The organism is Luteibacter sp. GL_149, from assembly GCF_057834065.1.
In genome coordinates, this window is the sequence record NZ_CM174395.1 from 306209 (window position 1) to 333208 (window position 27000).

Consider the following 27000-nt stretch of genomic DNA (forward strand, 5'->3'; position numbering starts at 1 on the left):
GGCATGGTGAGCGAACCGCAGGGCGGTCTGACCGAATACATCCAGCATCACCTGAACCACATGGTGATCAATTTCCGTCCGGATGCAGGTGCTTTCTGGAACGTGCGCGTCGACTCCATCGTCGTCTCGTTCGTGCTGGGCGCATTGTTCTGCCTGTGGTTCTGGTTGTACGCCCGCAAGGCGACGTCGGGTGTGCCCTCAAAGGGCCAGGCGTTCGTCGAAATCATCGTCGAGTTCGTTGATACCCAGGTGAAAGACACGTTCCATGGCGACCGTCGCACGGTGACGCCGCTGGCGCTGTCCATCTTCATGTGGGTGTTCTTCATGAATGCAATGGATCTGTTGCCGGTCGACCTCGGCGGCTGGCTGGTCCACACCTTCGCCGGTGCGGACACGGCGCACCACACGTTCTTCCGCATGGTGCCCACGGCCGACATCAACACCACCATCGGCCTGTCCGTCGCGGTGCTGTTCATCGTCATCGGCCACGGCATCAAGGCGAAGGGCGGCTTCGGTTTCGGCAAGGAACTGATCACCGCGCCGTTCCATGCCGAAGGCCCGGTCGCCAAGACCATCCTGGTCCTCCCGAATTTCTTTCTCAACGTCGTCGAAACCCTGTCGAAGCCCGTGTCGCTTGCCATGCGACTGTTCGGCAACATGTACGGCGGCGAACTGGTGTTCATGCTGATTGCCGGTCTGATGGTGAGCTGGATCAGCTTCGTACCCGGCGTCGTGTTCAACACGGCGTGGGCGATTTTCCACATCCTGATCATCGCCCTCCAGGCGTTCATCTTCATGATGCTGACGATCGTCTACATCGCCACGGCGCGTGAACATCACTAACTCACCGCACTGACGTTAGACCCTTTAGTCCCATTCTGTTTCGTTTCTTTTCCATTTTTTAATTACGCATTGCAGGAGAACACCATGGAACTCATCGCACACGTGCAGGGCCTGACCGCCATTGCCATCGGCATCATCATCGGCCTCGGCGCGCTTGGCGCCTGTCTCGGTATCGCGCTCATGGGCGCGAAGTTCCTTGAGTCGGCCGCTCGCCAGCCGGAACTGGTCCCGCTGCTCCAGGGCCGCATGTTCCTGCTCGCCGGTCTGATCGACGCCGCGTTCATTATCGGTCTGGCCGTTGCCCTGCTGTTCGCTTTCTCGAACCCGCTGATCAGCGTGCTCCAGGCTGCAGCCGCAGCAGCACACTAATTGTGTGATCGCCGTTGCCGTGGCGGTTTCCGCCACTGCAACCGTTCGTCCAAACGCGTTCGGAGTAAATCGGAGAGATCATGGAAATCAACATGACCTTCCTGGGCCAGATGATCTCTTTTGCGATCCTGGTCTGGTTCACCACCAAGTTCATCTGGCCCCAGATCAGCGGCGCCATCGAAGAACGTCAGAAGAAGGTTGCCGATGGCCTCGCCGCCGCCGAGCGTGCCCGCGCCGAACTCAAGGATGCCGACGCCAAGGTCGCCGTCGAGATCAAGCAGGCTCGTCAGCAGGCCAGCGAGATCATCGACAAGGCTCAGCAGCAGGGTAACCAGTTGCTCGAAAAGGCTCGTGCGGAAGCAACCGAAGAGATCAACCGTCTGAAGGCCCAGGCCCAGGACGACATCGCTTCGATGGCCCAGCGTGCCCGCGAGCAGCTTCGTGAGCAGGTCGGTGCCCTCGCTATCCAGGGCGCATCGAAGATCGTCCAGCGTGAAATCGATCCGGCTGCCCACAAGGCACTGCTCGACCAGCTCGCTACCGAGATCTGATCATGGCCCAGGCGCTTACCCTTGCCCGTCCCTACGCGCGCGCTGCCTTCGAAGTAGCGCATGCGTCGGGTTCGCTGGCCGACTGGTCCCGCGCCCTCGGCTTCGCCGCCGTCGTGGCTGCGGATTCCCGAGTGGCCGACCTGATTAACGACCCGCGCGTGCTTCCTGCGCAGCTGGTCGCGCTGCATCTGCCCGAAGGCATGGGTAACGACGCTCCGTTCGCGCGGTTCCTCGAGGAACTGGCCGAGAACGGTCGCCTGCACCTGATGCCCGAAGTCGCTGCGCTGTTCGACGAGCTGAAGCTCGAGTCCGAGTCGACGATGAAGGTCAAGGTCACCAGTGCCCTCGACCTCGACGCCGCACAGACCGAATCGTTGCGTGCCTCGCTCAAGCGCCGCTTCAAGCGCGAGATCGAGATCGACACGCACATCGATCCGGCTCTGCTGGGCGGCGTCGTGATCGACACGGGCGAGCAGGTTATCGACGGCTCCGCTCGCGGTCGCCTCGAGCGACTGGCCAGCGCGCTGACGCACTGATACGAGATTCTCATAACACCGGGTGCCGCTAGCGCGGCGCAACCCAAGGAACCGACCATGTCCAGCACCACACTGAATCCGTCCGAGATCAGCGAGCTGATCAAGACCCGCATCGAGCAGTTCAAGCTCGGCGCCGAGGCACGCAACGAAGGCACGATCATCAGCGTGTCCGACGGCATCGTGCGCATCCACGGCCTGGCCGATGTGATGCAGGGCGAAATGATCGAACTGCCGAACAACACCTTCGCGCTGGCGCTGAACCTCGAGCGCGACTCGGTGGGTGCGGTCGTCCTCGGTGACTACGTCCACCTGCGCGAAGGCGATGCCGCCAAGACCACCGGCCGCATCCTCGAAGTGCCGGTCGGCCCGGGCCTGCTCGGCCGCGTCGTCGACGCACTCGGCAACCCGATCGACGGCAAGGGCCCCATCGACGCCGTTGGCACCAGCCCGATCGAAAAGGTCGCGCCGGGCGTCATCTGGCGCAAGTCGGTCGACCAGCCGATGCAGACGGGTTACAAGTCCATCGATTCGATGATTCCGATCGGCCGCGGCCAGCGCGAGCTGATCATCGGCGACCGCCAGACGGGCAAGACCGCCGTCGCGATCGACGCGATCATCAACCAGAAAGACTCCGGCATTAAGTGCATCTACGTCGCCATCGGCCAGAAGCGCTCCTCGATCGCCAACGTCGTGCGCAAGCTCGAAGAGAACGGCGCGCTGGCAAACACGATCATCGTCGTCGCCTCGGCGTCCGAGTCGGCCGCGCTGCAGTACGTCGCGCCGTACGCCGGTTGCGCCATGGGCGAGTACTTCCGGGACCGCGGCGAAGACGCGCTCATCGTGTACGACGATCTCTCCAAGCAGGCCGTGGCGTACCGCCAGATATCGCTGCTGCTGAAGCGTCCCCCGGGTCGCGAAGCGTATCCCGGCGACGTGTTCTATCTCCACTCGCGTCTGCTCGAGCGCGCTTCCCGCGTCAGCGAGGAATACGTCGAGAAGATGACGAACGGCGAAGTGAAGGGCAAGACCGGTTCGCTGACCGCGCTGCCGATCATCGAGACCCAGGCGGGCGACGTTTCGGCGTTCGTTCCGACCAACGTAATCTCGATCACCGACGGCCAGATCTTCCTCGAAACCGATCTGTTCAACGCCGGTATCCGTCCGCCCGTCAACGCCGGTATCTCGGTGTCGCGAGTCGGCGGTGCAGCGCAGACGAAAATCATCAAGAAGCTCTCGGGCGGCGTGAAGCTCTCGCTCGCGCAGTACCGCGAACTGGCTGCGTTCGCGCAGTTCGCTTCGGACCTGGATGCCGCCACGCGCGCGCAGCTGGACCGTGGTCAGCGTGTCACGGAACTGATGAAGCAGCCGCAGTACTCCCCGCTGTCGATCGCCGAACTCGGCGTGTCGGTCTATGCGGCCGAGAAGGGTTACCTCGACGACCTGCCGGTCAACAAGGTGCTGCCGTTCGAGAAGGGCCTGCACGCGTTCATGCGTCAGAACCACGCCGAACTGATGAACAAGATCGACAAGACCGGCGACTGGAACAACGACATCGAGGCCACGTTCAAGGCCGCGACCGACGAGTTCAAGAAGACGGGTAGCTGGTAAGCAGCCGTCGTAAGCGCGGGCCGGAAACGCCGGCTCGCGTTGCACGGTTGAAGCTTTAAACGGTCGACGATTCACCCAACTGCGAGTACGAGATGGCAAGCGGACGCGAAATCAAAACCAAGATCAAGAGCACGCAGAACATGCGCAAGGTGACGCGCGCGCTCGAAATGGTCTCGGCCTCGAAGATTCGCAAGGCGCAGGACATGATGAAGGCGTCGCGTCCTTACGCGCGCCTGATGCGCAAGGTCATTGCACATGTTGCGCAGGCGAGCACCGACTTCACCCATCCGTTCCTCACGGAGCGGACGAACGTCGCGCGCGTCGGTTACATCGTCGTGTCGACGGACCGCGGTCTGGCCGGTGGCCTGAACTCCAACCTGTTCCGTCGCACGCTTATCGCGGTGCGCGAGTGGCAGGAGAAGGGCGTCGAAGTCGACATCGTTGCCGTCGGCCAGAAGGCCGTGCAGTTCTTCCGCCGGATCAAGGGCGTGAACCTGATCGGTACGGCTACGCACCTCGGCGATCGTCCGAAGCTGGAAGACCTGATCGGCGTCATCAAAGTGGTGCTCGACGCGTACACCGCGAACAGCCTCGATCGCGTGTTCCTGGTCTACAACGACTTCGTCAACACCATCGTCCAGAAGCCGACCGTCCACGCCCTGCTGCCGCTGCAGCTGGTGGCGACGGAAATGGAACAGGTGGAAGGCGCTGGCGCGGATAACGTCAAGGTCGAGCAGAAGCACGACTGGGACTACATCTATGAACCCGATGCCCGGACCGTGCTGGAGCACGTGATGGGTCGCTACATCGAATCCGTGGTCTACCAGGCCGCGCTCGAGAACCTGGCCAGCGAACATGCCGCGCGCATGGTGGCCATGAAGGCGGCATCGGACAACGCGAACAAGGTCATCGACGAACTGACGCTGGTTTACAACAAGGCCCGTCAGGCTGCGATCACCCAGGAAATCTCGGAAATCGTCGGCGGCGCGGCCGCGGTCTGACGCAAGACATCGATGGCGACGCGAAGCGGCGCCGTAACACATACCTTAGAAGATTCATCCGGAGCTATACCCATGAGCCAGGGCAAAGTTGTTCAGATCATCGGTGCGGTGGTCGACGTTGAATTCCCGCGCGATCAGGTGCCGAACATTTATGACGCACTGAAAATCGACGGAACCGCGATTACGCTCGAAGTCCAGCAGCAGCTGGGCGACGGCGTCGTCCGCGCGATCGCCCTCGGTTCGACCGACGGCCTGCGCCGCAACCTCATCGCCCGCAACACCGGCGAAGGCATCAAGGTGCCGGTCGGCAAGAAGACGCTCGGCCGCATCATGGACGTGCTGGGCAATCCCATCGACGAAGCGGGTCCGATCGGCGCGGAAGCCGAGTGGGTCATCCACCGCGAAGCCCCGTCGTACGACGACCAGGCCGCCGCGAACGAACTCCTCGAAACCGGCATCAAGGTCATCGACCTGATGTGCCCGTTCGCCAAGGGCGGCAAGGTCGGCCTGTTCGGCGGCGCCGGTGTCGGCAAGACCGTGAACATGATGGAGCTCATCAACAACATCGCGAAGGCGCACTCGGGTCTGTCCGTGTTCGCCGGCGTGGGTGAGCGTACGCGTGAAGGTAACGACTTCTATCACGAGATGAAGGACTCCAACGTTCTCGACAAAGTGACGATGGTCTACGGTCAGATGAACGAGCCGCCGGGCAACCGTCTGCGCGTCGCGCTGACTGGCCTCACCATGGCCGAGTACTTCCGCGACGAGAAGGACGAGAACGGCAAGGGCCGCGACGTGCTGTTCTTCGTGGACAACATCTACCGCTACACGCTGGCCGGTACCGAAGTGTCCGCGCTGCTCGGCCGTATGCCGTCGGCGGTGGGTTACCAGCCGACGCTCGCCGAGGAAATGGGCGTGCTGCAGGAGCGCATCACCTCGACGAAGACCGGCTCGATCACGTCGATCCAGGCCGTCTACGTTCCCGCGGACGATCTTACCGATCCGTCGCCGGCGACCACGTTCGCGCATCTCGATGCGACCGTCACGCTGAGCCGTAGCATCGCTTCGCTGGGTATCTACCCGGCGGTCGATCCGCTCGATTCCACCAGCCGTCAGCTGGACCCGGCCGTCATCGGCCAGGAGCACTACGACGTTGCCCGTCGCGTTCAGGGCACGCTGCAGCGCTACAAGGAACTGAAGGACATCATCGCCATCCTCGGTATGGACGAGCTGTCGCAGGAAGACAAAGAAGCGGTGTCGCGCGCCCGTAAGATCGAGCGCTTCTTCTCCCAGCCGTTCCACGTCGCGGAAGTCTTCACCGGCTCGCCGGGCAAGTACGTGGCGCTGAAGGAAACGATCCGCGGCTTCAAGATGATCGTCGACGGCGAAGTGGATCACCTGCCGGAGCAGGCGTTCTACATGGTCGGCGGTATCGACGAAGCCATCAAGAAGGCCGAGGACATGGGCGCCAAGAAGGCCGCCTGAGGTCGCCAGGGACGAGACGCCGGTAAAGGCATCTCGTCCCGCACCCCGGACGCTTCTCGTTCCTGCCCCCCTTCGTTTACGGAATCGCACCCATGACCCACACCATTCGTGTCGACATCGTCAGCGCCGAAGCCGAGATCTACTCGGGCGACGCTACGCTGGTGGTCGTCACCGGTGAACTCGGCGAGCTGGGTATCGCTCCCCGGCACGCGCCGTTGATCACCCGCCTGAAGCCCGGTCACGTCGACGTGGTTCTGGCCAACGGCGATCGCCAGCAGTTCTACGTCTCCGGCGGCATCCTCGAGGTGCAGCCGCAGGTCGTGACCATTCTTGCCGACACCGCGGCACGCGCCGCCGATCTCGACGAAGCAGCGGCCCTGGCCGCCAAGCAGGAAGCCGAGGACGCGCTCGCGAACCGTGGAGATACGCTCGACGTTGCCGAAGCCCAGGCCAAGCTGGCCGAAGCCCTCGCGCAGCTGCAGGCGCTGGAGCGTTTGCGCAAGACGCTGAAGCACTGAGCCAATCGCACAGTAAAAGCAAAAAGCCGGCCCAGCGCCGGCTTTTTGCTTTTTCAGCTGCCTTCATCTACCGACGACCGTTTTCATGCCAGCCTCCGGGATATGAAGCCTCACTATCGCCGTAGTCTCTGGATCCTCGGGATCGTTGCCGTCGTCCTGATCGCGGCGCGCATCGCGCTGCCTTTTGCCGTCCTCAATTACCTCAATGGACGCATGGCGGGCATGGGCTCGTACTCGGGGCGCATGGCGGATATCGACATCCATCTCTGGCGCGGCGCGTACAGCATCGACCGGTTGGTGATCACGAAGGTCGACGGCAAGGTGCCCGTGCCGCTATTCAGTGCCGAGCGTGCGGAAATCGCGCTCAGCTGGCGTGCGCTTGCGCGAGGCCACGTGCGCGGGAAAGTCGACTTCTTCCGACCGGAACTCAACTTCGTGGACGGTAAAGGGGACGGCGATACGCAGACGGGTAAGGGCGTGGACTGGCGTGCGCAGCTGAAAGCTCTGTCGCCGATGCGTCTGGAAGAAGTGAATGTCGTCGACGGTGTCGTGACGTTCCACAATTTCGTGTCGAGCCCAAAGGTCGATCTCAAGATGACCGACGTCAACGGTACGGCGACAAACCTCACGAATGTGGAGAAGACGCCGGGGTCGCGCGTCGCGCAGTTGCATGCCACGGCCAATGTACTGGGCGATGCGCCGCTGGAGACGCGCGCTTCGTTCGATCCGTTGGAACGCCTGGGCGATTTCCACTACCAGATCACCGTGCACAACATCAAGCTCATGAAAGCGAACGACCTCGCGCGGGCGTATTCAGGGCTCGATTTTGCGGGCGGCGAGGGCGATTTCGTGATGGAGCTGGAAGCGCGCGACCGCAATCTCACCGGATACGCCAAGCCGCTTTTCCATGGCCTGAAGATTTTCAGCTGGAAGCAGGACATTCAACAGGATAAGAAGGGACCGCTGAAAATCGCCTATGAGGCGGTAGCGGAGGGTGTGGTGCAGGTTTTCAAGAACCATGAAAAGGATCAGTTCGCCACTCGCGTGCCGATCAGCGGCCACATCGGCGACAAGGACCTGGATACGGTGTCGGCGATCGTCGGCATCCTGCGCAATGCATTCATCGAGGCGTATAAACCGAACCTCGAGCACCTGACCCACCGCCCGGAGAGCCCGTAACGTCCGGCGGACTTGGCATGTTCGCCGAAACCGGCCAAAGTGACGCCCTGTCACCATGCGCCGAAGATAAGCCATGACCCAAACTCCCATCCATGTCGTGATCCTCGCCGCCGGCGAAGGCAAGCGGATGAAGTCCGCGACCGCCAAGGTGCTGATGCCGCTGGCGGGGCGACCGCTGTTGCAGCATGTGATCGACGTGGCGCGGACTCTCGATCCCGCCGGTATCCACGTCGTGCACGGACATCGCGGCGACAAAGTCACGGCCGCGTTTGCGCACGATACGACGCTGGACTGGGTCGAGCAGACCGAGCGCCTCGGCACCGGTCACGCCGTGCGCACCGCGTTGGAACATCTCCGCGCCAACGGCGTACTGGAAGGGCGTGTGGTCGTGCTCTACGGCGACGTTCCGTTGATTAACGGCGAGACGCTTCGCCGGCTGGTCGCGACGGAAGAGCCGCTGGCCATGCTTGCGACCCGCGTCGCCGATCCCAAAGGCTATGGACGCGTGATCCTCGACGCTTCCGGGCATGTGCGTCACGTGGTCGAAGAAAAAGACGCCAGTGCGGCGCAGCGCGCGGTCGATCTGATCAATACCGGTATCCTCGCCGGCGACGCGGCGACGTTGCTGGCATGGACATCCCGGCTCGGCAACGCCAACACGCAGGGCGAGTATTACCTCACCGATATCTTCGAATTCGCGACGGCGGACGGCACGCCTGCGTTATGCGTCGACTGCGACCCGGTCGAAGCGGCCGGTGCGAACGATCCGTGGCAGCTCGCGGAACTCGAAGCGCTGTATCGCCAGCGCATGGCGCGCGCACTCGCGCTCGCCGGCGTGCGCTTCGCGGACCCTTCTCGACTGGACGTGCGCGGAACGGTCCGTGCCGGACGCGATGTCGAAGTCGACGTGAACGTTATCTTCGAAGGCAGCGTCGAACTCGGCGACGATGTACGCATCGGTCCGTTCACACGCATTCGTAACGCGCGCCTTGCGGCGGGCACCGTCGTCCTCGCGCACTGCGACCTCGATGGCGTGGTGACGCATGGACCGTGCACGATCGGTCCGTTCGCCCGGTTGCGTCCGGGGACCGATCTCGCTGGCGGCGTGCACGTCGGCAACTTCGTCGAAACCAAGCAGACATCGATGGGCGAGGGCAGCAAGGCGAACCACCTCACCTATCTGGGCGATGCCGTCATCGGTCGTGGCGTAAACATCGGTGCGGGCACGATTACCTGCAACTACGACGGCGCGAACAAGAGCCGCACGACGATCGAAGACAACGTCTTCGTCGGCTCGAACAGCGCACTGATCGCACCGGTCACGCTGCACGAAGGTGCCACCATCGGCGCTGGCGCGGTCGTGACGAGAGATGCTCCCCCGCATGCGCTTACGGTGGCGCGAGTCAGGCAGACATCGATCGAAGGCTGGCAGCGGCCGAAGAAAAAATAGCGAGAAGCGGGGGTTGGGGGATGGGGGTGCGCTTCCGGCGATAGGTCGAGGGGACGAAAAACGCCAAGCCGATGCTACCTCTGCTCGACGATACCGGCCCCCTCAGGCGTTCGCCGGAAGCACGCCCCCATTTCCCATCCCCAACCCCCGCTTTTCTCACCCCTCACTTCCGATAGCGCCACCCATCCACTTCAACGAGTAAGTCGGCGCGGCAGATGTCTCCGTGCAATACCAGCAGGGGCGCCGACGGCATGTGCGCGGTGGCAAAAGCGTGCACGCGAGCGGCATGGTCCGCGTGGCGTACGTAAATTTTCAGCGGAGCGTAGCTGTCGAAACCTGCCGGCATGTGGCTTGCCGTCAGTAGTGCGTCCAGGTTCGCCAGTGTCTCGCCAAGCTGCGCGTCCAGGTCGTCGCGATGCGCCGACGCATGCCCCACGACCGATGCAGTACCCGAGATGGCGAGAACGTCGTCCGCAGGCAGCAGGGTGGCGCGGGCGAAGCTGGGCGGCGTCCGTCCGTACTGGCGCGGATACTGCCAGGCGCTTACCTGGCGTGGATTTTCCACGCGCGTGCCCGGACGATCCGTGGCCAGCAGATAGACCTGCAGGATTTTCGACGCGGCGTGATGGCCGATGGCCGTCGCGGCCGGATAACCGTTCGCGAAGATGTCCCCCATGCCGACGATGCGGCCGTTGCAGAAGTGCTTGTAGCGTTCGTCGTCGCCGGTACCGAGGTTGATGTCGGCCAGATAATTCCAGATGCGCTGCACATGACGCTCGGGATTGCCAGCCACGAATCGCGACAGCGCGTCGTAGGCGTGAGCCGCCGTGGCTTCCGGTCCGCCATGCAAGTCTTCGTCCAGCTCGATCGCGGCGTACAGCCAGCCGCCTCCGCGGGACCAGCGAAGGGCGCCTTCGCGTCCGAAGGTCACGGGCGACGACACTCGCCATTCTTCGCCCATCGACGTGCCGAGCGGTTCCATGGCCAGCCTCAGGTGTCGAGGGTCGTCATATGTCGCGGCGTGCGCGCCGAAGCCGAACGTGGCAAGTGCGTGGGATGAGGGAGCCCGGTCTTCCGGCAGGTAACAGACCCTGGGAGCTGGGTGGACAGAGGCGCTGTCCCGCTCCCTCATTTCGCTGCCTGATGCCATCTGACCTTCCGTTCGATACGTGCGCTCCATCATATAACGCGGTCGTGTCGAAGTGACGCAGGCTACTGATAGTTAGCGGTTTTCACATCGGTGAAGAACGTCCGCCGGCACGCCCTGTGATACACTCCGCGGCCGCTGACATCCGGGGGGGATGGCAGATTTTGGGGACTTGGAAAGAGCATGGCAGAACAAACCGCAGCAGAAAATGAACTGGCCACGCTTATCGTGGACAGTCTGAACCTCGAAAGTACCAAGCCGGAACAGATCGATCCCGAAGCTCCCCTCTTCGGCGGCGACCTGGGACTGGATTCCATCGACGCGCTGGAGATCGCGCTGGCGGTGTCGAAGCGTTACGGTTTCCAGCTCCGTTCCGACAATCCCGACAACCGGCAGATCTTCGCCAACCTGCGCAAACTGTCCGAGCATATCGAACAGCACCGCGTCGCCTGACCGGAACGCCGATGAGCGTCGAGCGCGCTCGTCCCGACGCCGGCAATCCGGCATCCCCATCCGTTCTCCCCCCGTCCCACGCCGCGCCGGGCCGTTCGTGGATGATCGCCTGCGTCGCGACGTATGCCGTGCTGGCCTTTGCCGGCGCCATGACGCATTGCCAATGGCTGTCGCTGCTGGCCATGCTTTCGCTGCTTACCGCCGTGCTGTTTCCCGCGCTGCTGGCACGACGCATGCCTGCGTACATCGCGTGGCCGGTGTTGGCGGCGGTGCTCGTCTGGCTGGCGGCACGCGGCTGGCTGACGACGTCGATGGATGCGCTACCGGCGCTGATCAATCTGGCAATCGCATGGCTGTTCGGGCGCACATTATTGCGAGGCCATCAGCCGCTCATCGCGTATTTCATCGCCACTATCGAAGGCGCGGACCGGCTCGCCCTGCCGGGCGTAGCCAGATATGCACGGGGCCTGACTGTTTTCTGGACAGGGCTGCTGGCTGTTCAGGCTTTGCTCCTGTCGCTCGTGTTCTGCTTTGCCGCACCGGAAGGGTTGCTGGCGACGCTGGGTGTCGCCGTACCCATCCGGTTGGAAGGAGGCATCTTCATGGCATACGCACATGTTGGCTGCTATCTCGTCATTGCAGCGGGGTTTCTCGTCGAATATCCGGTGCGTCGTGTGTTGCTTCGCGACGTGCCTCAGGTGGGCCCCGTTGGCATGGCGACGCAGCTCGCGCTGCGCTGGCCGGAGCTGCTGCGCAACTGGCGTCGGGGTGGCCCATGAGCGATTTGCCGGAGATAACCCGCAGTATCCGTTTCGAGTCCGGCCATCCCAGTTTTGCGGGGCATTTTCCGGGGCGTCCCGTCGTCGCGGGAGTTCTGTTGCTGGAGCAGGTGGCTCTGGCATGGCGCGAATGGCGAGGTCTTCGCGTGCGGTCCATCGCCGATGCGAAATTCGTCGCGCCTTTGCTTCCCGGCGAAGAGGCGACGCTCACTCTTACTGAAATTTCGGAATACCGCATGCGCTTTACGATCGTACGTGCCGGCGCGATGCTGGCACGGGGCACCGTCGAAGGATCGACATGACCGCACACTGGCAGCATCAGCGCGAAGGCGGCGGGCGCTTCGCCATCTGGCTCATTCGCGCCATCGCCCTGCATGGCGGTCGTGGTGCGGGTCGCGCGTTGCTGTATCCGATCACCCTGTATTTCTATCTGCGCCGCCGCGCCGAGCGCGAGGCATCGAAGGCCTATCTGGAGCGGGTATTCGGTCGGCCGGCGACGCCACTGGAAGTGATGCGTCACATCCATTGTTTCGCAGCGACGCTGCTGGATCGGATATTTCTTCTGGCGCATGGCGAAAAGCATTTCGACATAGAAACGATCGGCCTCGACGTACTCGACGAGCGTATCGCCATGGGTCGTGGCATTCTGCTGGTCGGATCCCATCAGGGCAGTTTCGAAGCATTGCGCGCATTGAGCGCGCGCCGACCCGAACTCTCGCTGCGCGTGGTGCTCGATAAACAGAAAACACCAGCCATGACGATGTTGCTCGAAGCGCTTGCGCCGGATGTGGGCGCTCGCGTCATCGACTCGTCGATGGACGGTACGTCAATCACGCTCGCCATGGCCGAAGCAACGCGTCAGGGCGGCATGGTTGCATTGCTCGCCGACCGCGGTCGTGCCCACGAGACCTTGCGCAAAGCACCGCTGCTCGGTTCGCCCGCGCCGTTCCCCGTAGGTCCCTGGCTGGTTGCATCGGCGCTACAGGTGCCGGTCGTGCTGTGCATGGGCCTGTACATGGGCGGCAATCGCTACAAGCTGATTTTCGAAGCATTGAGCGATCGCGTGGAAATTCCTCGGCAACGGCGCGCGCAGGCTCTCGACGAACTGATTTCCCGCTACGCTCAGCGGGTGGAGCATTACGCGCGTCTGGCCCCCTATAACTGGTTCAACTTCTATGACTTCTGGCAAGACACTGGCGTTGATCCTTGCGCTGATACCGCTCCCCTCGTACGCCACGTCGACGCCTGAAACGAGCGATGCGAATGCGTTTATTGCGACGCTGAAGCGTCCGCCTCCCGCGCGCACGCCGTTCGCGGAAGCGCGCTTCATGCGCGTGCTCGACAAGCCGCTGATCGTCTCGGGCGAATTGGCGTGGCTCGGCGGCGACCGGCTGGAACGCCGCGTCGACGCGCCCAATCGCGAGACCGCCACCATCGCGGACGGCGAAGTCACCCAGCAACGCGAAGGCAAAAAGCCACGCAGCTTTTCATTGCAGCGGGCACCACAGCTCAAGGTGCTGCTCGATAGTTTCGTTGCATTGCTCGGTGGCGATCCATCGCGCCTGGGCGATGCATTCGATGTGAAGCTAGCGCGTAGCGACGTTCACTGGACACTTACCCTTACACCGCGTGACGCGCGCATCGCGAAGCAGATATCGGTTATTCGCGTCGACGGTACCGGCACGGAGCCAGGGTGCATGCGCATGGAAGAGGCCGATGGCGATGTCGCCGTCGATTTGCTGGGCGATCTGGCAACTAAGATGCCCGCGACACCCACCCGCGGAAACCTTGCGGCATTGTGCGGTGGGGCGCCGTGACCTTTCTCCACCGGACGGTGCGCTGAATGCGTCGTGGCGCACGCATCGCGCTGCTGATCTGCTGGCTACTCGCGCTGGCCGGCCTGGGCCTGCTCATCGCACAGCGACTCGTCGTCAGTACGGACCTGCGCAGCTTCATGCCCGCGCCGACCACGCCGGATCAGAAGCTGCTTATGGAACAGGTTGGCGAGGGCCCCGGTTCGCGCCTGCTGCTTGTCGCGATCGATGGTGCGGATGACGGGAAACTCGCCGCGCTGAGTCGCGGCCTGAGTGCGAAACTGCGAGCCGACAGCGCTTTCTCGCAGACGATCAATGGCGATTTCGACCTCGGTGTGCTCGACGACCAGCTGTTGCCTTACCGGTATCTGCTCTCGCCGACGCTCGATACCGCATCGTTCGATCGCGACTATCTCGCCGACCAGCTCGGACAACGCCTCGACGATCTGGGGTCGCCGGCAGCCACGTTGCTCAAGGGTCTGCTGCCTCGCGACCCGACGCTGGAAGTCCTGAAACTTGTGGAGCAATGGACGCCGGCGCATTCGCCGGAAGTGCGCGACGGCGTCTGGTTCTCTTCCCGGGGCGAAGCATTGCTGCTCGTACAGACGCGCGCCGCCGGTTTCGATCCGGGTGCGCAAGGAGAAGCAATCGATCGGATACGCGCCGCTTTCGCCGCGTTGCCCGATAGCGCCGGAGCGCATCTGACCCTGAGCGGCCCGGGTTATTTCAGCGTTGTGGTGAACGAGCAGACGCGTAGCGAGGCCGACTGGATCGGAGGCATTTCGACGATCGGTTTCATCGTACTCATGCTTGCCGCCTATCGCAGTGTGCGTAGCCTGCTGCTCGGCGCGCTGCCTGTCGTCAGCGGTGCGCTAGCGGGCATCGCGGTGATGACGCTCGCGTTCTCCGAGGTCCATGGCATCACGCTTGCCTTTGGATTTACCTTGCTGGGCGTCGCGCAGGAATATCCCATTCGTCTTCTGAGTCATCGCCGCGCGGGCGAAACCGCCGTCGAAAGCGTGCGCGGTCTCTGGCCATTGTTGCTGACCGCGATCGCATCGGCCTGCATCGCCTATCTCGCTTTCTACGCATCGGGCGTGGGCGGCTTGAAACAACTTGCTGTCTTTACTATTACGGGTCTGCTCGCCGCCGGGCTCACGACGCGCTACGCATTGCCCTGGCTTTTGCCGGACAACGTCCGCGATGTCGAGAACACGCCGGGTCTCGCGGCGTTTCGCAACTTCCTAGATCGGCTGCCGCGTCCGCGCTGGCTGCCCATTCCAGTGGCTCTCGCGGCGGCACTGATGCTGATTTTCGCGCCCGGTCCCTTCTGGCAGAACGACCTGTCTGCTCTGACGCCGCTGCCGCGGGACTTGTTGGCGACCGATGCGCGGCTGCGCGGCGAACTCGGTGCTCCCGATGTCCGTTACTTGCTGATTGTGCAGGGTGCGACGGCCGACGATGTGCTCGCGTTGTCGCAATCCGTCGAACCACGCATGCATGCATTGGTAGCAAAGAAGGCGCTGGATGCTTTCGAGCTGCCATCGATCTACTTGCCGAGCGAAACGGTGCAGCGCGCCCGGCAGGCGAAGCTTCCGGCCCCTGAGGCGCTCGACGCGTCTCTTGAGAGTGCGCTGGAAGGCATGCCGTTTCGCAAAGACCTGTTTGCTCCGTTCCGGCACGATGTGGAAGCGGCGCGCACGGCGCCGCCGCTTACGCCGCAGGCATTCGCCCGGTCGCCGCTGGGTCAGAGGCTTGCCGCCATGCTTGTGCAGCGTGGGGATCACTGGATCGGGCTCGGCACGTTGAGCGGAGTTCGCGATCCGGACGCTGTCGCGGCACTGGGCGCCGACTTCGGTGGAAACGTGCGCCTTCTGGACCTGAAGGATGCCTCCGAATCGCTGGTCGTCGAGTACCGCACGCGCATCCTCCATGCACTGCTCGCCGCCGCGGCGCTGCTGCTGGTGACGATTGCCCTGGCGTTGCGTAGCGTGCGCCGGGCGTGGCACGTCCTCGCGCCGATGACGCTCGCGACATTCCTGGTGCTTGCCGTCGAACGTGCGGCAGGTATTCCGTTGTCGCTGTTCCACCTGGTCGCGTTGATTCTCGCCGCCGGACTCGGCCTGCATTACGCGTTGTTCTTCGAACGCGACACGGACGATCCTGCCGAGCAGCGGCGTACGCTGCACGCCACGATCGTTTGTGTTGTTTCGGCCTTGCTGGTATTCGGCATGCTCGGCTGGTCGTCCATACCGGTGCTTCGTGCGATCGGTCTGACGGTCAGTCTCGGCGTCGCATTCCATTTCTGTCTTTCGATTCTGATGGCGCCACATGCTCGACAAGACTGACTGGATGCATCTCGTGCCGCATGCGGGCGACATGTGCCTGCTGGACATCGTGCTTGCTTGGGACGAACGCACGATCCACGCACGCAGCACGAATCACACACTGACCTCACACCCGCTGCGCGGCGACCACGGACTGCACGCGGTGCACCTGTCCGAGTACGGCGCACAGGCGATGGCGGTGCATGGCGCGTTGCGCGCGCGTGCGGCTGGCGGTGGCGCGGCGAGGTCGGGCATGCTGGTCAGCCTGCGCGGCGTCGATCTCGCGGTCGAGCGCGTGGACACCCTGACGGGTGCGCTCGATGTCCATGCCGAATGTCTGTATGCCGACGATTCCGGCGCGCAATATGCGTTTCGTATCGAGCACGAAGGCGTCATCGTCGCGTCGGGCCGTGCGGCTGTCATTCATCTATAAGATCCGAAGACCCGGCGATGCGTTCCTGCCGACGCGTTGCCTGTGCTTCCGCGGGGCGTCGGCGCATGAAGAAGGTCAGCATCGGCGTAGTCATGATGGTGGTGACGATCGCCATGATCAGTAGCATGGTGAACATCTCCTTGCCGATGACCCCGGCATCGAGGCCGACGCGTATGACGATCAGTTCCATGAGGCCGCGTGCGTTCATCAGCGAACCCACCGCGAACGCATCGCGCCAACCCTGACCCGCCAGCCGCGCGCCGGCCATGCCGCCCAGCACTTTGCCGGCGACGGCGAACGCAAGAATCAGCAGCAATGCGTAACCCGCGCCAGCGGTGAATGCATCCGCGCTGGTGCTGAGTCCCGCAAGCGCGAAAAACACCGGCAGCAGAAGGAGTACGGTCACATGCTCGATGCGTTCGACGATGGTGTCGAGCAGACGCGCGTCGCGCGGCAGACATGCGCCGAAAAGAAATGCGCCGAATACCGCGTGCAGGGTCAGCCATTCCGTAGCCGCCGCACAGGCGAGCGCACCCATGAGCAGAACGAACAGCATGTTGCCGTGCGGACGGCTATCCGCGGCGTAACGAGCGAGCATGCGTGCCGCCATTGGGCGAAATACGCCGAAGCACAGCGCGGTCAGCGCGATCATGCCGCCCAGTGTCCGCCAGAACGGCATCCAGTCGCCGTGCGCGGAGACGAGGGCTACGACCATGGCCAGCGCGATCCACGCCAGCGCGTCCGCGACGGCCGCCGACGCCAGGGCGAGCCGCGCGGGTCCGGTGTGCGCGAGTTGCCGTTCTTTCAGGATGCGGGCCATGACCGGAAGCGCGGTGATGGCGCCCGCCGTGGCAATGAACAGAGCGAATGGCCAGAAGGCGACGCCGGGCGGTGCAAAGCGTGGATAGAGCGCCGGAGCGACCGCGATGCCCAGCAGCATCGGCAGGATCACGGCGAGAACGCCGACCTTGGTGGCGGCCGTCAGCTGGCGCCGGGCGCCACCCGGCATGCGCAGTTCGACACCCACTACGAACATGAAGAGCACCAGGCCGAGCGTGCTCAGACTCTGCAGCGCCGCCAGGCTGGGTTTCGCGAACAGCGCGGCCTGGGTTTCCGGCGCGATGGTGCCGAACAACAGCGGCCCCAGCGCGATGCCCGCGATCATTTCGCCGATCACCGGCGGTTGTCCGAGCCAGCGCAGCACCCATGCCAGTGCGCGCGCCGTGAGGAGGATGACCACCAACTGCACGAGCAACAGGGCTGGGCCCACGGGCATCTCCTAGATCGGGAGCGTATCCACGATGGTGGGCGTATGCGCGCGCGAGCGGCGGTAGCTGGCCATCACGTCGCCATAGTGGAATACACGGCGAACGGTATAGACCGTTATGCGAGTCACGTCGCGCACGGGGCTGAAATGGCTCAGCCGGAATTCGCCCTGGTAACGCGATGCGATGGGAACGGATACGACGCCCACGTCGAGTTCGCGCGAGGCGGCGATCAGCAGTGCGGCCTCGAAAACGAAGTGCTCCGCGGGAAGGTCGACAAGCGATAACGCGGTGCGGGGATAGAGACGCTGTCCGCTCTGGGTATCGGCCACCGGTTGGGCGCACGCCCAGGAAATACCCCAGTCGGCCACGGCATTCGCCCGGCGGCGCCCTTTCGGTTGCTGGTCGCGTTCCAGAAGGCGCGCGCCGATAACGATGCTGCCGGGATGTTTTTCGCTGGCGGCCAGGATGCGCGGGATATCGGAGGCAAGGTGCTGGCCGTCGCCGTCCATCGTGACTACGGCATCGAAACCCTGTTTCAGGACCTCGCGAAAGCCCGTGCGCAGTGCTTCGCCCTTGCCCTGTCGCGTGGCGTGACGCAGCAGCGTCACAGGCAGTCCGGACACGATATCCGGTGTCCGGTCGTCGGAGCCGTCGTCCACCACGATCACGGGCATGCCCAGTGCGAGTGTCGATTCGATGACGCCACGGATGGCTTTCTCTTCGTTCAGGCAGGGAATCAACACGCATATGCGTGCTGTTGCGTCGCTCACCGGCATGCCTCCACATCGAGATGTACGTCGAGACTATCGGCTGTCGCGATGCGCAACGCCAGCGATTGTTCTTGCGCGAGCGCTTCCATCAGCCGTAGTCCCGCACCCGTTGGATTGCTGTGCGCCAGGCCATCCATGCGCGCATCGCCCAGCGACGCGTCCCGGATGTTGCCGGGAACCAGCGTGAGGTCGATGCGCGCGGCACCCGGATGCGGGTGGGGCGATAACACGAGACTGGCGGCGAACGCGCCCGTGCAGGCGGTCATCTCGCGAAGTGGACCCGTGCCGGCGATGTCGTAGGCGGCGAAAAGGACATCGCGCTCGTCCGCGACGGCCAGCATCGCGGCCTCGAGCAGTCCCGCGCCGAAACTGTACGTGGCGGCGGACACCGCGCTCGAGGCTGCGTGGCAGTGCGTGGCGATGGTCCAGTAACCCACCGGTGCGTTGTGTACCGAATTGTGGAACCGGATCGGGGACAGCTCCGCCGGCGCCGATGCCAGCGTGGCGCACATGTAATCCGTAATGGTCTGATCGCCGTGCCCGGAAGCGAATACGCAGGCGAGATCGGCCGCGGACAGGCCGCTCATGGCGACCGCCTGGCCGGCGGCGGCCGCAGCGAGAAGGACGCTTTCCGGTGCACGACGTCTCTCGTTCGCGGGCAAAATGTCGGCAACCGGACGGGTGACTTCGCCGGGCGATGCCTCGTTGCGGACGACCGCACGAAAGGTTGTCCAGTCGGCTATGCCGGGTGCCCAGAGGCCGATACCGCGAACCCATACAGTGAGTGCCGGACTCATGCCACACGCTCCGCCGCCGCGAAGGCGAGGCAGGCGTTGTTGCCTCCGAATCCGAACGAATTGCTAAGAGCGATGCGTACGTCGCGCACTTCGGCCGACCATGCCATCTGCGGGCCGCAGTTCGGGTCCGGTTCGTCGGCATTGATGTTGCCGGGCACCCGGCCTTCGCGCATCGCCAACAGCGCGATCGCCGCTTCGAGCATGCCCGCGGCGCCAAGCGTGTGGCCGGTAAAACCCTTCGTCGAACTGGCGCGCGTCGTCGCCGGGAAGGTCCTCGTGATGAGAGCCGCTTCGACTTCGTCGTTCTTCATGCTGGCCGTGCCGTGCAGATTGATGTAGTCGATATCCGCTGGCGCAAGCCCGGCACGCGCCAGCGCGTCGCGCAGGGCGAGTTCCGCACCCAGGCCCTCCGGATGAGGCGTCGACATGTGGTGGGCGTCGCTGGACTCGCCATAGCCAACGAGCCGTGGAGCGTCCGGCGCGGCCTCAAGCCTTTCGAGCAGGGCGAATCCGGCGGCTTCGCCGATGGAAATGCCCCGGCGGCCGGCGTCGAAGGGGCGGCAGGGCTCGGGCGACACGAGTTCCAGCGAATTGAAGCCGAAAAGCACACTGTCGCAGAGCGTATCGACGCCGCCGACGACGGCCGCGTCCACCAGGCCAAGACGGATCATCCGCTCGGCGCTGGCGAATACCTTGGCGCTGGACGAGCAGGCCGTGGCCACGGTCATGCAGGGGCCTTCCAGGTCGAACAGCGACGCGACAAAGTTCGCCAGCGAATGAGGCGTATGCAATGCGGGAAACGCCAGGTCGGGAGGCAGACGGCCGTCGACGAGCCGGCGATAGCCTTCTTCCGTGGCGCCGATGCTGGCGGTAGAGGTGCCCATCAACACCGCGACGCGCGCGGCGCCGTACCGCTCGCGCGCGGCGAGTACGTGCCCGACGAAGCCATCCTGGCGCAGACCGGCCCAGGCAAGCCGGTTGTTGCGGCAATCCAGGGAGGCGAACGCCTCCGGCACGGGTTCGTCCTCGAGGCCGGAAACGCGACCGATCCAGCAATCGAGCGGGGCGGAGCTGAAGTCGTTGCGCGTAAGGCCGCCGCGTCCGGTGGCCAGTGCTTGCGCATGGGCGTCCAGACCGCGGCCGAGCGCGGACGTCGCCGTGAACGCGCGAATGGCGAGGGGAGAGATGGGATGTGGCATGCCGTGAGCCTAGCGGGCGCTCCCTGGATTGCCTAGAGATGCTCCGAACCGGTTTACGCGCGCGTCATGATGTCCGCCCGGGACGCGATCTGTTCGATTGCGCATCGCGGCGGGAGTGCGCAGACTCCCTTCGGTTCGTCCACAGCCCAGCCGATGACTCGCTTACTCACTCCCTTCCGACGCGGCGTATGGCGATATCTTTCGGATCGCGACATTCTCCACGCCGGTTTCGTCACGATCCTCGCCGTCGTCGCCAGTTGCGGCCTCGTTTACGTGGGTTATCTCGCGCACGTCTGGCGTCTGGCCGCACGTAGTCCGCTGATACCGCCGCGCCGCATGGTCATCCTGGTATTCGGCCGGCGTCTCGTCGCCGACGAGCCCGAGGCCGATTATCGCGCACGTCTCGGCCGTGGGCTGGATAACGCCAGCGCGGGGAATGCGGAGCAAGTACTTTTGCTCGGCGGACTTAGCGGTGGGGTGGTATCCGAGGCCGAAGCGGGGCAGCGCTGGCTTCTCGCACAGGGCTGGCCCCGAAACGTGCCGCTGGAACTCGAACAGGCTTCGGTCGATTCCCTCGAGAACCTGCGCCACGCACGCAGCATGCTGCGCAATCAGGTGGAAGCCGGGGGGGCGCTTCCGGCTGTCGCGCTGGTGACCAGTCGCTATCACCTGGCCCGTTGCCTGCTGCTGGCCCGCCGCCTGGGCTTCGACGCCACGCCGGTTGCCGCCGAGCCTTGCCTGCCGCGCTCGCGTCGCTATGTGGCCCGTATCGCCGCTGAAGCGGGATACATCATGTGGACCGACATAGGGTTGCGTTGGGCGGCGCTGATCGGCAACCGGCGGATGGTAGAGCGGATTTCCTAGGCGCGACCGCCTGCCGCAGCGATGTCGTTCGCCAGCTTGATAAGCTTGACCGGTATTTATCGCCTGCGAATCGAAGACATGTCAGAACAAGCCGACGTTGCGGAATCGTTCCTTCGGGAGCTACAGGGCCGTATCTGCGCCGCCATCGAGAAAATCGACGGCTCGGCGCGTTTCGAGGAAGACGCCTGGACGCGTCCGGCGGGCGGCGGCGGCCGCACGCGCGTGCTGCGTAACGGGGCGATCTTCGAGCAGGCGGGTGTGAACTTCTCGCGCGTTCACGGTTCCCCGTTGCCACCCAGCGCCACGGCACACCGCCCCGATCTGGTGGGCGGGAGCTTCGTCGCCACGGGCGTGTCGCTGGTATTGCATCCGCGCAATCCGCACATACCGACCACGCATGCGAATGTCCGCTACTTCGAAGCGTCGAAGGAGGGCGTCGATACCGTATGGTGGTTCGGCGGCGGCTTCGACCTGACGCCGTTCTATCCCGTCGACGAAGACATAAAGCACTGGCATACCGTGGCGCGCGATCTGTGCGCGCCGTACGGCGACGATGTCTATGCTCGTTACAAGCGCTGGTGCGACGAGTATTTCTATCTGAAGCATCGCGGTGAAACGCGCGGCGTGGGCGGCCTGTTCTACGACGATCTCAACGAAGGCGGCTTCGAGCGCTGCCTGTCGTTCACGCGCGATGTCGGACAAGGCCTTCTGGACGGCTATCTGCCGATTGTCGACCGCCGCAAGGACACGCCATATGGAGAGCGCGAGCGTGAATTCCAGCTCTATCGTCGTGGGCGGTACGTCGAATTCAATCTCGTTTACGACCGCGGCACGCTGTTCGGCCTGCAATCGGGCGGGCGCACGGAGTCCATTCTGATGAGCCTGCCTCCGCGCGTACGTTTCGAATACGCCTATACGCCGGAGGCTGGCAGTCCGGAAGCGCGGCTCGACGAGTACCTCAAGCCGCGCGACTGGGTTTAAGGCGTCGCGCCGGAGAACTTCTCCGGTGTGGCGCCATTGATGACGCCGACGGTGGCCTTGTCGCTGACGTGCAGTTCGACATCGCGATCGAATTGCAGCGTGCCCTGCACGACGGCATTCGGGCCAATCACGATACGCGGTGGACGGTTGTGGGACGAGTTGAAGTTGAACCAGCCCCCGGGCTTTTTCACCAGGATGCCGCCTTCGACGCGCGAGTTGGCGCCCACGTCGATGTCGCCAGCCACTGTTTCGATGCCGCCGCCCACATGCGCCGCATCGAGCACGATCGAGCCGTTGACGTTGGATGTCTTGCCTTTGACGTCCGCACCCTGAGCAAGGCGGATGCCGCCGTTGACGGCTTCGACGGTACTGGCGATCTGAGCCTTCGTGCCCAGCGTGATCGCGCCGTTCACCGTTTCGAGTGCGCGGGCGCTGGCGTTGTCGCCGATCGTGATCGAACCGTTGACGGTGCTGGCTTTCTGGGCAGTGGCGCCGGCGCCGAGTTCGACCGATCCGTTCACGGTGCTGACGTCTTCGACATGCTGTCCAGCCGGGATGCGGACAGCGCCGTTGACCTTTTCGGTATCCGAGGCGACGGCTGCGCCGGCGAAGGACAGGGCGATAACGAGGGAAAGCAGTTGACGGCGCATGCAGCGACTCCGCGAGGGTGGAAAGTGATCCTAGGATGCCCCAACCGCGCGCTTCGTTTAGCGTGACCTTCGGCATGGGCCCGTGTTGACGGCGGCGGAGCCAGGTTTCACCATCGTCGTTTTCGCCGATCGACGCCAACGCCATGTACAAACTCGTCATGATTCGCCACGGTCAGTCGACCTGGAACCTCGAAAACCGCTTCAGCGGCTGGGCCGATGTCGATCTCAGCGAGCAGGGCGTCGCCGAGGCTAAAGAAGCGGGTCGCCTGCTGAAGGAGGCGGGCTTCACCTTCGACGTGGCGCATACCTCGTACCTGAAACGCGCGGTGCGCACCCTCTGGCACGTTCAGGACGTCATGGATCTGATGTGGATCCCCGTCGTGACCGACTGGCGCCTCAACGAACGCCACTATGGCGCGCTCACCGGCCTGAACAAGGCAGAGACCGCCACGAAATTCGGCGACGACCAGGTAAAAGTCTGGCGCCGCAGCTACGACATCCCGCCGCCGGCCCAGGCCATCGCCGATAGCGCGCCCGATGCGCGCTACGCGAACATTCCGGTGCCGCTGACCGAATGCCTGAAGGACACTGTCGAGCGCGTGCTGCCGTACTGGCACGACGTGCTGGCGCCCGCGATCCGCGCCGGCAACAACGTGCTGATGGCAGCCCATGGCAACTCGATGCGCGCCCTGGTCAAGTTCCTCGACGGGATTTCCGACGACGACATCACCGAGCTGAACATCCCCAACGGCATCCCGCTCGTTTACGAATTCGACGCCGATATGAAGCCCGTGAAGCATTACTACCTGGGCGATCAAGCCGAGATCGCGGCGAAGATGGCCGCGGTGGCGAACCAGGGCAAGGCAAAATAACGCCGGCATGACATCCGTCACCCGCGATGCATGGCGGGCCGCAATCGTGGCTGGTGGCGCATACGCCTAATATCTGCTCACACCCTGCCTCCGAGTCCGTCGTCATGGCCCCGAACTACATCCCGTTCATCGTCGCGCCGCTGATCGCCTTCGGTATCTATCGCCGCCTGCGCAGCCATTTCGGCCGGCAGCCGATCCGGAGGAAGCGGATGGTCGCCCGCGTGGCCATTTTCGCGGTCATTGCTTGCCTGATGATGCTTTCCGGTCTGCAGGACATCCGGCTTGCCGAAGGCGCGCTGGGCGGCTTGGCGCTGGGCGGCATGCTTGCCTGGTTCGGACTGCGCCTGACCCGTTTCGAATCGGGTCCGGACGGGGACAGCTATATCCCCAATCCCTGGATTGGCGGCGCATTGTCGGTATTGCTGATCGGGCGGCTGGTGTGGCGCTTCACGGTGCTCGCCCCGGTTTTCGCGGGCGGCGAGCACATGGCGCAGGTCCATGGACCCGCACCGGGGAACAGTCCGCTGACGATGCTGGTAATCGGCCTGACCATTGGCTATTACGTCGCGTACTACAGCGGTCTCCTGCTGCGCCACCGGCAGAATCGCCGGCTCGCGGCCGACCTGGCCTGAACGGACGCGCTCAGAGTGCGTCGTTGTCCAGCTCGCCGGTGCGAATGCGGATGACCTGCTCGAGCGAACTCACGAAGATCTTGCCGTCGCCGATTTTGCCCGTGCGGGCGGCCTGGGCGATGGCCTCGGTCACGCGCTCCAGCATGTCGTCCGCGACGGCCACTTCCAGCTTGATCTTGGGCAGGAAGTCCACGACGTACTCCGCGCCGCGGTATAGCTCCGTATGGCCCTTCTGGCGGCCGAAACCCTTCACTTCCGTGACGGTCACGCCCTGAACGCCGACCTCGGCCAGCGCCTCGCGCACGTCGTCGAGCTTGAACGGCTTGATGATGGCCACCACGAGCTTCATTGCTTTACTCCCTGCTGGCGCGGCCACATGCCGGCGCCCTTGACGGACCATTGTGCCATTGGCACGTCGTGGCGTCCCGGGCCGGGGGCTTGGGGGCTTCTTTGTAGGAAAAACCCTACACTACGTAGCGGCGAGCGCCTATGGCGACTTTCTACAGCTCTTCTAGACTCTCATTCACGACATCGGGGTGCGCAATGATGGATGTGCAGGGTATCGACCAGCTCGCGCAGCGGTTGGCGTCGTTGGTGCCGCCAGGGTTGGCACAGGCGCGTGAGGATTTGCACGCCAACTTCAAAGATATTCTGGCGCAGGGATTACGCCGCCTCGATCTCGTAACCAGAGAAGAATTCGACGTCCAGAGCCAGGTGCTGGCCCGGACACGCGAGAAGCTCGAACAGTTGGAACAGCGCATCGCCGACCTAGAAGTCAGCGTTGCAGCTCGCGGGCAATAGCCCGCCACCTCCCGGGAGCCGCCCCCGATTCGTCACCCTCACCCCGAGAGCGGTCGGGGGCGGTTATTTTTCAAACGACGCAAGGAGTGCGTATGCGAGCCAGATCGCAGCTCGGTCAGGCCGTGACGCGGCTTCTGCGCGCGCCAACCTGTATTTCCCCCGCTCGATGAGCCTCGCGGTCACCCTGACGCGTGCCCAGCAGGGCGTCTCCGCGCCGCAGGTCATCGTCGAGGTGCATTTGTCGGGCGGTCTTCCGAGTACCTCGATCGTAGGCCTGCCCGAAGCGGCGGTTCGCGAAGCCCGGGATCGCGTCCGCGTCGCCATCCAGAACACCGCTTTCGAATATCCCAACCGTCGTGTGACGGTGAATCTCGCGCCGGCCGAACTGCCCAAGGACGGCGGACGCTTCGATCTGGCCATTGCCCTCGGCATTCTGGCGGCTGCCTCGCAGATTCCACGCGAGCGTCTCGACGACTGCGAATTCCTCGGTGAGCTGGCGTTGTCCGGCGAACTCCGGCCCGTACCCGGCATTCTTCCCGCGCTGTTGCGCGCGCGGGCGCGCGGACGCCGCGTCGTCGTGCCGCGCGCCAACGCCGCCGAGGCGGCGCTGCTCGGCCCTGCGGATATCCTTCTGGCGGACAGCCTCGCCGAGGTCTGTGCGTGGCTCCGCGGCACCGCCGAACTGTCGGCGCCAGGCAACTCCGAACTGGACGATCCTCCCTATACGGGCCCCGATATGCGCGACGTGCGCGGCCAGTGGCAGGCGCGGCGCGCTCTGGAAATCGCCGCTGCCGGCGGACACCACCTGTTGCTCATGGGACCTCCCGGCACCGGCAAGACGATGCTCGCCGAGCGCCTGCCGGGCATCATGCCGCCGATGACGGAATCCGATGCGCTGGAAAGCTGCGCCTTGCGATCGTTGAATGGCGACACGGTCGATCCCGCGCTATGGCGCCGCCGTCCGTTCCGCGCGCCGCATCACACCGCGTCCGGCGTTGCACTTGTCGGTGGCGGATCGTTGCCGCGGCCGGGCGAAATTTCGCTGGCGCACAACGGCGTGCTGTTCCTGGATGAATTGCCCGAATTCAGCAGGCATGTTCTCGAGGTCCTGCGCGAGCCGCTCGAATCGGGCGAAATCGTCATCTCCCGGGCCGCCCGGCAGTGTTCGTTTCCCGCTCAGTTTCAGCTGGTCGCCGCGATGAATCCCTGTCCGTGCGGCTATGCAGGCGATACCCGCGAGACCTGTCGCTGCACCCCCGACCAGATACTGCGTTATCGCTCGCGTATATCCGGTCCGCTGATGGATCGCATCGACATGCGTGTGGACGTACCTCGCGTGCCCCTGTCCGATCTCACATCGCCGCCGGGTAAAGGCGACGACGATACGGCGACCGTACGGGCACGGGTCGTTCGTGCCCGAGAAAAGGCGTTGCTTCGTGCCGGACAGCCCAATGCCGACCTCAGCGTGGTGAATCTGGAGCGCGACTGCGCGTTGCCTCCCGCCGAGCGCCACTGGTTCGAAAAATCGCTGGAGCAGCTCGGTTGCTCCGCGCGCGCGTATCACCGCATCCTGCGTGTGTCGCGCACCATCGCGGATCTGGAAGGCGGGTCCGGTTGTGTGGAGAAAAGCCATCTCGCCGAGGCGCTGATGTATCGCCGTGGCTAGGTGAAAG

The 27000-nt window shown here is 64.1% G+C and carries 30 protein-coding genes; 23 read left to right on the forward strand and 7 right to left on the reverse strand.

The features are described 5' to 3' along the window. The first annotated feature begins 3 nt into the window (after positions 1–3). From atpB to glmU, 10 genes are all read left to right on the forward strand, one after another. Complete coding sequence (gene atpB / locus AC3IR3_RS01360; protein WP_489195268.1) at positions 4–843, forward strand: F0F1 ATP synthase subunit A; 840 nt, start codon at positions 4–6, stop codon at positions 841–843. A gap of 84 nt (positions 844–927) precedes the next feature. Continuing rightward, positions 928–1212: a F0F1 ATP synthase subunit C gene (gene atpE / locus AC3IR3_RS01365; RefSeq protein ID WP_132142483.1), complete on the forward strand. Its 285-nt coding sequence runs from the start codon at positions 928–930 to the stop codon at positions 1210–1212. Positions 1213–1292: 80 nt separating this feature from the next. After that, complete coding sequence (locus tag AC3IR3_RS01370; protein ID WP_132142482.1) at positions 1293–1763, forward strand: F0F1 ATP synthase subunit B; 471 nt, start codon at positions 1293–1295, stop codon at positions 1761–1763. Between the two features lie 2 nt (positions 1764–1765). Next, a complete protein-coding gene (locus AC3IR3_RS01375) occupies positions 1766–2299 on the forward strand; it encodes a F0F1 ATP synthase subunit delta (RefSeq protein WP_132142481.1) in 534 nt (177 codons plus the stop codon). A gap of 57 nt (positions 2300–2356) precedes the next feature. Beyond that, positions 2357–3907, forward strand: coding sequence for a F0F1 ATP synthase subunit alpha (gene atpA / locus AC3IR3_RS01380; RefSeq protein WP_489195269.1), 1551 nt, complete (start codon positions 2357–2359; stop codon positions 3905–3907). 92 nt (positions 3908–3999) lie between these two features. Next, complete coding sequence (gene atpG / locus AC3IR3_RS01385) at positions 4000–4908, forward strand: F0F1 ATP synthase subunit gamma (protein WP_489195270.1); 909 nt, start codon at positions 4000–4002, stop codon at positions 4906–4908. A 72-nt stretch (positions 4909–4980) separates the two neighbouring features. Continuing rightward, entirely contained in the window at positions 4981–6393 is a 1413-nt protein-coding gene (atpD, locus tag AC3IR3_RS01390; protein WP_132142478.1) for a F0F1 ATP synthase subunit beta, read from the forward strand. A gap of 92 nt (positions 6394–6485) precedes the next feature. Continuing rightward, entirely contained in the window at positions 6486–6911 is a 426-nt protein-coding gene (locus AC3IR3_RS01395) for a F0F1 ATP synthase subunit epsilon (RefSeq protein ID WP_489195271.1), read from the forward strand. A 102-nt stretch (positions 6912–7013) separates the two neighbouring features. After that, positions 7014–8090, forward strand: coding sequence for an AsmA family protein (locus tag AC3IR3_RS01400; protein ID WP_489195272.1), 1077 nt, complete (start codon positions 7014–7016; stop codon positions 8088–8090). 73 nt (positions 8091–8163) lie between these two features. Then, positions 8164–9540 (forward strand): bifunctional UDP-N-acetylglucosamine diphosphorylase/glucosamine-1-phosphate N-acetyltransferase GlmU, encoded by a 1377-nt coding sequence (gene glmU, locus AC3IR3_RS01405; protein WP_489195273.1) that lies wholly within the window; start codon positions 8164–8166, stop codon positions 9538–9540. A 163-nt stretch (positions 9541–9703) separates the two neighbouring features. On the opposite strand, the gene AC3IR3_RS01410 is transcribed toward glmU, so the two are convergent. Further along, complete coding sequence (locus AC3IR3_RS01410) at positions 9704–10522, reverse strand: chorismate transformation FkbO/Hyg5 family protein (RefSeq protein WP_489195274.1); 819 nt, start codon at positions 10520–10522, stop codon at positions 9704–9706. A gap of 348 nt (positions 10523–10870) precedes the next feature. Between AC3IR3_RS01410 and AC3IR3_RS01415 the strand changes: the two genes are divergently transcribed. Genes AC3IR3_RS01415 through AC3IR3_RS01445 form a run of 7 tightly spaced genes read left to right on the forward strand, consistent with a single transcriptional unit; the run spans position 10871 to position 16493 of the window. Continuing rightward, positions 10871–11140, forward strand: a complete 270-nt coding sequence (locus tag AC3IR3_RS01415; protein WP_489195275.1) for a phosphopantetheine-binding protein — start codon at positions 10871–10873, stop codon at positions 11138–11140. 11 nt (positions 11141–11151) lie between these two features. Further along, positions 11152–11919, forward strand: coding sequence for a COG4648 family protein (locus AC3IR3_RS01420; protein WP_489195276.1), 768 nt, complete (start codon positions 11152–11154; stop codon positions 11917–11919). Continuing rightward, positions 11916–12221, forward strand: coding sequence for an ApeI family dehydratase (locus AC3IR3_RS01425; RefSeq protein ID WP_489195277.1), 306 nt, complete (start codon positions 11916–11918; stop codon positions 12219–12221). The genes AC3IR3_RS01420 and AC3IR3_RS01425 overlap by 4 nt, the downstream gene beginning before the upstream one ends. Beyond that, positions 12218–13168, forward strand: a complete 951-nt coding sequence (locus AC3IR3_RS01430; protein WP_489195278.1) for a lysophospholipid acyltransferase family protein — start codon at positions 12218–12220, stop codon at positions 13166–13168. The genes AC3IR3_RS01425 and AC3IR3_RS01430 overlap by 4 nt, the downstream gene beginning before the upstream one ends. Next, on the forward strand, positions 13095–13736 hold the full coding sequence (locus AC3IR3_RS01435) for a LolA-related protein (RefSeq protein ID WP_489195279.1): 642 nt from the start codon (positions 13095–13097) through the stop codon (positions 13734–13736). The genes AC3IR3_RS01430 and AC3IR3_RS01435 overlap by 74 nt, the downstream gene beginning before the upstream one ends. A gap of 26 nt (positions 13737–13762) precedes the next feature. Next, on the forward strand, positions 13763–16081 hold the full coding sequence (locus AC3IR3_RS01440) for an MMPL family transporter (RefSeq protein ID WP_489195280.1): 2319 nt from the start codon (positions 13763–13765) through the stop codon (positions 16079–16081). Next, entirely contained in the window at positions 16065–16493 is a 429-nt protein-coding gene (locus AC3IR3_RS01445; protein ID WP_489195281.1) for a hotdog family protein, read from the forward strand. The genes AC3IR3_RS01440 and AC3IR3_RS01445 overlap by 17 nt, the downstream gene beginning before the upstream one ends. Here AC3IR3_RS01445 and AC3IR3_RS01450 read toward each other — a convergent pair. The 4 genes from AC3IR3_RS01450 to AC3IR3_RS01465 are packed head-to-tail and all read right to left on the reverse strand — an operon-like array spanning position 16480 to position 20527. Beyond that, entirely contained in the window at positions 16480–17763 is a 1284-nt protein-coding gene (locus AC3IR3_RS01450) for a cation:proton antiporter (RefSeq protein WP_489195282.1), read from the reverse strand. The genes AC3IR3_RS01445 and AC3IR3_RS01450 overlap by 14 nt on opposite strands. Before the next feature lie 9 nt (positions 17764–17772). Then, a complete protein-coding gene (locus AC3IR3_RS01455; RefSeq protein WP_489195283.1) occupies positions 17773–18531 on the reverse strand; it encodes a glycosyltransferase family 2 protein in 759 nt (252 codons plus the stop codon). Continuing rightward, a complete protein-coding gene (locus AC3IR3_RS01460) occupies positions 18528–19328 on the reverse strand; it encodes a beta-ketoacyl synthase chain length factor (protein WP_489195284.1) in 801 nt (266 codons plus the stop codon). Before AC3IR3_RS01460 ends, AC3IR3_RS01455 begins: the two co-directional genes overlap by 4 nt. Further along, entirely contained in the window at positions 19325–20527 is a 1203-nt protein-coding gene (locus AC3IR3_RS01465; protein ID WP_489195285.1) for a beta-ketoacyl-[acyl-carrier-protein] synthase family protein, read from the reverse strand. The genes AC3IR3_RS01460 and AC3IR3_RS01465 overlap by 4 nt, the downstream gene beginning before the upstream one ends. A gap of 153 nt (positions 20528–20680) precedes the next feature. On the opposite strand from AC3IR3_RS01465, the gene AC3IR3_RS01470 reads away from it, so the two are divergent. Together AC3IR3_RS01470 and hemF are read left to right on the forward strand one after the other, a co-directional pair. After that, positions 20681–21391 (forward strand): YdcF family protein, encoded by a 711-nt coding sequence (locus tag AC3IR3_RS01470; RefSeq protein ID WP_489195286.1) that lies wholly within the window; start codon positions 20681–20683, stop codon positions 21389–21391. A 78-nt stretch (positions 21392–21469) separates the two neighbouring features. Continuing rightward, positions 21470–22372: an oxygen-dependent coproporphyrinogen oxidase gene (gene hemF, locus AC3IR3_RS01475; protein WP_489195287.1), complete on the forward strand. Its 903-nt coding sequence runs from the start codon at positions 21470–21472 to the stop codon at positions 22370–22372. Here the strand turns inward: hemF and AC3IR3_RS01480 are convergent. Beyond that, on the reverse strand, positions 22369–23022 hold the full coding sequence (locus AC3IR3_RS01480) for a DUF4097 family beta strand repeat-containing protein (protein WP_489195288.1): 654 nt from the start codon (positions 23020–23022) through the stop codon (positions 22369–22371). The genes hemF and AC3IR3_RS01480 overlap by 4 nt on opposite strands. 143 nt (positions 23023–23165) lie before the next feature. Between AC3IR3_RS01480 and gpmA the strand changes: the two genes are divergently transcribed. Continuing rightward, complete coding sequence (gpmA, locus tag AC3IR3_RS01485; protein WP_489195289.1) at positions 23166–23894, forward strand: 2,3-diphosphoglycerate-dependent phosphoglycerate mutase; 729 nt, start codon at positions 23166–23168, stop codon at positions 23892–23894. A 104-nt stretch (positions 23895–23998) separates the two neighbouring features. Next, positions 23999–24526: a CcdC protein domain-containing protein gene (locus AC3IR3_RS01490; protein WP_489195290.1), complete on the forward strand. Its 528-nt coding sequence runs from the start codon at positions 23999–24001 to the stop codon at positions 24524–24526. A gap of 10 nt (positions 24527–24536) precedes the next feature. Here the strand turns inward: AC3IR3_RS01490 and glnK are convergent, their stop codons facing one another. Next, a complete protein-coding gene (gene glnK, locus AC3IR3_RS01495) occupies positions 24537–24875 on the reverse strand; it encodes a P-II family nitrogen regulator (protein ID WP_489195291.1) in 339 nt (112 codons plus the stop codon). A gap of 194 nt (positions 24876–25069) precedes the next feature. Between glnK and ubiK the strand changes: the two genes are divergently transcribed. Continuing rightward, positions 25070–25327: a ubiquinone biosynthesis accessory factor UbiK gene (ubiK, locus tag AC3IR3_RS01500; protein ID WP_132142458.1), complete on the forward strand. Its 258-nt coding sequence runs from the start codon at positions 25070–25072 to the stop codon at positions 25325–25327. Between the two features lie 166 nt (positions 25328–25493). Continuing rightward, positions 25494–26993 carry a YifB family Mg chelatase-like AAA ATPase gene (locus AC3IR3_RS01505; RefSeq protein WP_489195292.1) on the forward strand — a complete coding sequence of 500 codons (1500 nt, stop codon included), beginning with the start codon at positions 25494–25496 and terminating at the stop codon, positions 26991–26993. The last annotated feature ends 7 nt before the right edge of the window (positions 26994–27000 follow it).